This is a genomic window from Actinophytocola sp. (assembly GCF_045807065.1).
In the GTDB taxonomy this organism is placed as follows: Bacteria; Actinomycetota; Actinomycetes; order Mycobacteriales; family Pseudonocardiaceae; genus Actinophytocola.
In genome coordinates this window covers 1-5,768 of record NZ_JBJMIE010000082.1, presented here as the reverse complement: position 1 = coordinate 5,768, position 5,768 = coordinate 1, and the positions used below count along the sequence as shown (strand labels likewise).

The window sequence follows — 5,768 nt, the reverse complement described above, 5'->3', positions numbered from 1 at the left end:
CGCTGCGGTCGGCGTCGCCGGTCGGCGGGTACCTGGCCGTGGCCAACGTGACCGCGAGCGCGCGGCGTCTCGCCGTGGCCGTGACCCCGCTGGTGCTGGCCGTGACGATGGCGTCGGTGCAGCTCTTCGCGCAGTCGACGGTCGCCGCGGAGGCCGAGGACCAGGCGGACAAGGGCGTTGTCGCGGACCTCGTGGTGTCCGCGCCGTCCGGCCTGGCGCCGTCGGTGACCCAGCAGGTCGCGTCCGCGGACGGGGTGTCCTCGGTGACGCCCGTGGTGCGCAGCCAGGTGTTCGTCAAGCACCTGCTGGCAGGCACCTGGGAGGTGACGCCGTTCGCCGCGCAGGGCGTGTCGCCGGCGCACCTCGACCGCACGCTGGACCTGCAGCCGAGGGAGGGACGGCTGAGCGACCTGAAGGGGGAGACGGTCGCACTGAGCACGATGGCCGCCGAGACCATCGGGGTGGACGTCGGCGAGACGATCGAGCTGAACCTCGGCGACGGCACGGTCATGCGGCCCCGGGTCGTCGCCACCTACGGTCGTGGCCTCGGCTTCGGCGACCTGACGCTGCCGCACGACGTGCTCGCCGCCCACACGACGACGCGGCTCGACCAGTCCATCCTGGTGTCGGCATCGGACGTGCCCGCGGCCCGGCGGGCACTGTCGGCGCTGCCCGAGGTGACCGTGCTCGACCGCGCGGCCCTGACGGCGGCCGGCCAGTCACAGCGGGACACCGAGACGTGGGTGAACCTGATCGCGATGTTCGTGGTCCTCGGCTACGTGGCGATCGCCGTGGTGAACACGCTGGTCATGGCCACCGCGGCCCGGTCACGGGAGTTCGCCCTGTTGAGGCTGGTCGGCACGGGCAGGCGACAGGTGCGGCGGATGACCCGCATCGAGGCGTTCATCGTGGTGGGCATCGCGGTGGTGGTCGGATCGCTGGCGGCTGTCCCGCCGCTGGTCGGGGTGAGCATCGGGCTGACGGAGTCCCCGCTGCCGGCGATCGAGCCACTGCGCTACCTCGCGATCGTCGTGGTGACGGCCCTGCTCGGCCTGCTGGCAATAGGAATCCCCACTCGGCTCGCGCTGCGTGCCCGCCCGGTGCAGGCCCTTGGCTGAGGGTGGTCGGAGATGGTCGGCCAGGTTTTGCCGGTGGTGCGCTCTCGGACACGCACCATCGGCTTCGCCGTTGGTGAAGGTTTCTGTTGGCGATGATCATGGCGATGCGATCGGGGTGGTGGCCTCGTTCATGGCGGTAACGGGGTGCTCGAGTTCAGCGAGTGGCCGGGCGGCGGTGATGGGGATCGGCGGAACGGACAGGACCAGTTTGCGATGTGGAGGTTGGTGTCGGGGGTCTCGCTGGCTCGCTTGGGTGAGGAGGCGAGGTGCTGGGGTCGTGTGGCGAGCGACACGGCGGTTACGGCTGGTATCTGGGGTGTGTGCGGAGTTTGACTGTGAGGTATGTCGAGCGGCACGAGCCGGGTTGTGGGGTCGGGGCGGTCGCTTCGGTTGTTGCAGTTGGGGTCGTTCACCTCGCAGTTCGATCGGCTGATGATCGCGCCCATGCTGGTCGTCATCGCGGCGGAGATGGGGCGGTCGGTCGATGCTGTCAGTCGGGCGGCTGCCGTCTACTTCCTCTGTTACGGCGTTGCGCAGGTGGGCTGGGCTGTGGTGTCCGACCGGCTTGGGCGGGTGCGGACCATGCGGCTGGCGCTTCTCCTCGCCATGGTCGGCGGGCTCGGCTCGGCTGTGGTGCCGGACGTGGAGTGGTTGGTCGCCGCCCGAGGGGTTACCGGGGCTTGTTTCGCCGCGGCGATTCCCGGGGCGCTCGTGTATATCGGGGACACCGTTCCCGTGAGTGAGCGGCAGGCGCCGCTCACCGATCTCATGACGAGCTCGGCTGTCGGCATGGCCATGGCCACCGTGACGGCCGGGGCCATCGCGGACTTCGCCAGCTGGCGGGTCGCCTTCGCGTTGACCGCCGTGATCGCCGGGGTCCTGTCGTTCCTCCTGCGTGCCTTGGTCGAGCCGCGGCTCGGAGCCCCGGCCCCCGTCTGGTCCTCGGTCAAGGGCGTGCTCACCAACCGGCTGGCGTTGCTCGTGCTCGGGTTGGTGTTGGTCGAGGGGCTCGTTCTGCTGGGACCGTTGACGTTCCTTCCTGTCGTGTTGCATGCCTCGGGGCTGTCGGTCACCGTGGCGGGGCTGCTCACCGCCGCCTACGGGGCTTCGGTGCTCGTGTTCGCGCGGGTGGTCAAGGGCCGCACGCGGACGACCGCGCCCTGGGTGCTGATCCTCGTCGGCGGTGGGATGGCGGTGCTCGCGTACGTCCTGATGGTGATCTCGCAGGGGGTGTTCGCGGTGGTCGTCGGGGCGGTGTTGCTCGGCGGGGGGTGGGCGTTCATGCACTCGACCTTGCAGACGTGGGCGACCGACATGGCGCCCGGCCACCGCGCCATGGCCGTGTCGCTGTTCGCCACGAACCTGTTCATCGGCAGCGCGATCGGCGCCGCCCTGTTCGGGCCGATGGTCGACGCGGGCAGCTTCACCGCCATGTTCGCGATCACGTTGGCGGTCAGCGTGCCGCTGGTGACGATCGCGACCCTCGGGCGGCGCCGGTACGCGACTCGTGGTGGTTGACGGGGACGGGCGAGATTCGAACATGGGTTCAGATTACGCCGAATGGAGCAACGGTCGAGCCGTTGGCGGGTGCTTCACTCGATCGGGGTGCCGGTCAGCTCCGCGCACGTCGCCAGGAACGCGTCCTGCAGGGCCGGATCGCTGGCCGCCGGATGCGTGTTCGCCCTGGTCAGGTGGTAGTAGTAGGCGCCGGTGCCGCCGATCTCGCCCAGTGCCAGGCGGACCTGGGTGACGTGGCCCTGCGACAGGTCGTCCGGGGCGCCGCGGCCGCCCATCCGCGTCGCCACCCAGCCCGGGTCCACCGCGTTCGACGGGATCGACGGCCAGCGGCGGGCCAGCGCGAACGCCAGCACCACGTCCCAGAACTTCGAGTCCGAGTAGGCCTGCGACCCGTTCCAGCGCCGGCGCTCCCACCGCAGGTCGTCCAGGGACGGGTCGCCGCCGCGGTGCATGCCGGAGCTCAGGTACACCAGCCGGGACGGGCGTGCCATCGACGCGGTCAGCAGGTACGGCGCCAGGACGTTCACCGCGAACACGTGCGCGAAGCCGTCCTCGGTGAGGATCCGGCGCCGCTCCTGGTAGCCGACCGCCACGTTGTGGATGACCGCGTCGAACGGGCCGAGCTCGTTCGCCTGGGCGGCCACCGAGCGGATCCCGGCCATGCTCGTGACGTCGCCGAACACGACCTCGGCGATGCCGGGATCCCGCGACCTGTCGCGCGCGTGCAGGACGACCTCGTGGCCCTCCTCGAGCAGGAGCTGCCCGGCCATCAGGCCGAGGCCGCTGGAGGAACCCGTGATGAGGACGCGTGCCATACGAACATCATGCAGGAACGATCCCGCGCGGTGGGGCGGACAGCGCCCTTCGTCGACACGTCAAGGCGGCGGACACCTTGGGCCGCAGGGGGTTCAGTCGGCGATGTCGCTCGGGCGGATGCGGAACACCTGCAGGGTCAGGTTGTAGTACTTGTCGGTCTCGCCGACCCACGACATGCCGAGCCGTTTCGCGGTGCCGACCGCGCGGGTGTTGGCCGGGCGGGCGACCGCGAACAGCTCGTCGATCTCCTGGGTGAACGCCCACCTGATCAGGGCGCTGCCCGCCTCCGAGGCGTAACCGTTGCCCCAGGCGTCCGGGCGCAGCTGCCAGCTCAGCTCGAGATCCTCTTCGTACGGCGGCAGCAGGCGGATACCGAGGCCGCCGACGACCTCACCGTCGTCCTTGCGCTCGACCGCCCACCGGCCGCGCGGCGGCATCATGTTCGGTTGATCCTCGATCCACGCCTGCAGCACCGCACGCATGGCCGCCTCGTCCGCGACCTGCCCCATCGCCGGCGTGAGCCACCGGGTCACCGTGTCCGCACCGTAGATCGCCAGCGCCGAGGCGGCGTCGTCGAGCCGCCATTCCCGCACCACGAGCCGGTCGGTCGTCAGCTCCTCGCCCATACTTCGAGACTACTCAGTTCAGGGATGCCGGCGATGTGATCCGTGCTGGCTGGTCGGCAGCGGCTCAGCGCGCACGCAGGCGGCGGAGCATGCGGGCGTCCTCGAAGCCCACCGCGTGCGCCGCCGACTCGACGGTCGCGCCGTGACCGATCAGGTGCTCGGCGCGTTCGAGGCGCAGCAGGTGCTGGTAGCGCAGCGGGGTCAGGCCCGTCGCGCGGCCGAACAGGCGCGTCACCGTCCGCGGGCTCACCCCGGCGGCGTCGGCCAGCGCGGCGAGTGTGAGCGTGCTGGTGAAGCGCGTGTCGATGAGGTCCTGGACCCGGTGCACCGTGTCGTCCACATGCGACCGGTGCCGCAGCATCGCGCTCGCCTGCCGTTCGTCGCCGTTGCGCCGCGCGTACACCACCATGGACCGCGCGACCTTCGCCGCCGTCGCGGGGCCGTGTCTGGTCGCCACCAGGTGGAGGGCCAGGTCGATGCCGCTCGCGATGCCGGCCGATGTCGCGACCCGCCCGTCCACCACGTAGAGGACGTCGCGGACCACGGTGGCCCGCGGGTAGCGCCGCGCCAGCTCGTCCTGCAGGCCGTGGTGGGTCGTACAGCGACGGCCGTCGAGCAGGCCCGCCTTGCCCAACGCGTCGGCGCCCGCGCACACGCTCACCACCATGCCGCCGTTGTCGTGGTGCGCCTTGACCCGGTCGAGGGTCACCTGGCCGAGTGCGAACGTCGCGGCGAGTGATGGCGAGTGCCAGCCGGGCACCACGACCAGGTCGTCGGCCGCCAGCTCCGGCCACGCGGTCCGCGCACGCACCGGCAGGCCTTGCGCGGTGGTCACCTCGACGTCCTCGGCCACCCAGTGCAGGTCGTAGCCGAGGAGTTCGTCGTGGAACACCTGCGCCGGCCCCGCCAGGTCGAGCAGGTGCACGCCGGGCGCGAGGACGAAGACAACCTTCACGATCTGGTCAGCGTACCCGTCACCTCCGCCACTGTGGCCACCGTGGCGAAACCGCGGTCGGCCAGCACCCAGGCAGTGTGTGCGACGACGTCGTCCGCCTGCTTGGTGCGCGGGTCGGCGAGCACCTCCGCGACGGTCCGGTCGGCCGGCGCGTCCGGGTGCGGCATCGGGAAGGTGGCGGTCGCGTCAACGACGTAGGTCATCTGGTAGCCGAGGTCGTGGCCGATCCGGGTGGTCGTCTCCACGCACTGCTCGCTGCGGATCCCGCACACCCGCAGCTCCCGCACCCCGTGCGTGGTCAGCAGCTGCGCGAGGTTCGTGGTGGTGAACGCGTTGACCGAGGTCTTGACGAGCAACGGTTCGCCCTCGCGGTAGTCCAGCTCCGGCAGCAGGCGCACGAACCCGTGCGCGGGGTCGAACACGCCGTCGCCGCCCGGTTCCGCGTGCAGCACCCACACGACGAGGTCACCGTCCGCGCGGGCCGCCGCGACGAGCGCGTTGACGTCGTCGGCGATGTCGGGGTTGTTGACGGCCTGCCATGCCGGCCGCTGCCGGAAGGACTCCTGGACGTCGATCACGATCAGTGCTCTCCGCATGCCGCCAGCCTTGTGCACGCCGTGGTGGCCCGGTAGGCACCAACCCGACAGGGTGCGGACCGATCTGGTCAGCGACACTCGGTCGGGTGACTATCCGCTGCGCCGTGTTGGACGACTGTCAGAACGTCGCGTTGTCGAT

6 protein-coding genes are annotated in these 5,768 nt (G+C 70.9%); 2 read left to right on the top strand and 4 right to left on the bottom strand.

What is annotated here, in order from left to right:
* Both ACJ73U_RS04595 and ACJ73U_RS04590 read left to right on the top strand, forming a co-directional pair.
* Positions 1-1,118, top strand: a 1,118-nt coding sequence (locus ACJ73U_RS04595; protein WP_407776250.1) for an ABC transporter permease, incomplete at its 5' end; no start/stop codon positions are given.
* Between the two features lie 342 nt (positions 1,119-1,460).
* A complete protein-coding gene (locus tag ACJ73U_RS04590; RefSeq protein ID WP_407776249.1) occupies positions 1,461-2,636 on the top strand; it encodes an MFS transporter in 1,176 nt (391 codons plus the stop codon).
* Between the two features lie 74 nt (positions 2,637-2,710).
* Here the strand turns inward: ACJ73U_RS04590 and ACJ73U_RS04585 are convergent, their stop codons facing one another.
* From ACJ73U_RS04585 to ACJ73U_RS04570, 4 genes are all read right to left on the bottom strand, one after another.
* A complete protein-coding gene (locus ACJ73U_RS04585) occupies positions 2,711-3,451 on the bottom strand; it encodes an SDR family NAD(P)-dependent oxidoreductase (protein ID WP_407776248.1) in 741 nt (246 codons plus the stop codon).
* 93 nt (positions 3,452-3,544) lie between these two features.
* Complete coding sequence (locus ACJ73U_RS04580; protein ID WP_407776247.1) at positions 3,545-4,078, bottom strand: GNAT family N-acetyltransferase; 534 nt, start codon at positions 4,076-4,078, stop codon at positions 3,545-3,547.
* Between the two features lie 64 nt (positions 4,079-4,142).
* A complete protein-coding gene (locus ACJ73U_RS04575; RefSeq protein ID WP_407776246.1) occupies positions 4,143-5,033 on the bottom strand; it encodes a GlxA family transcriptional regulator in 891 nt (296 codons plus the stop codon).
* The gene (locus ACJ73U_RS04570; protein WP_407776245.1) at positions 5,030-5,629 is read right to left on the bottom strand and encodes an isochorismatase family protein; all 600 of its coding nucleotides are present in this window, start codon (positions 5,627-5,629) and stop codon (positions 5,030-5,032) included. The genes ACJ73U_RS04575 and ACJ73U_RS04570 overlap by 4 nt, the downstream gene beginning before the upstream one ends.
* Positions 5,630-5,768: the final 139 nt, after the last annotated feature.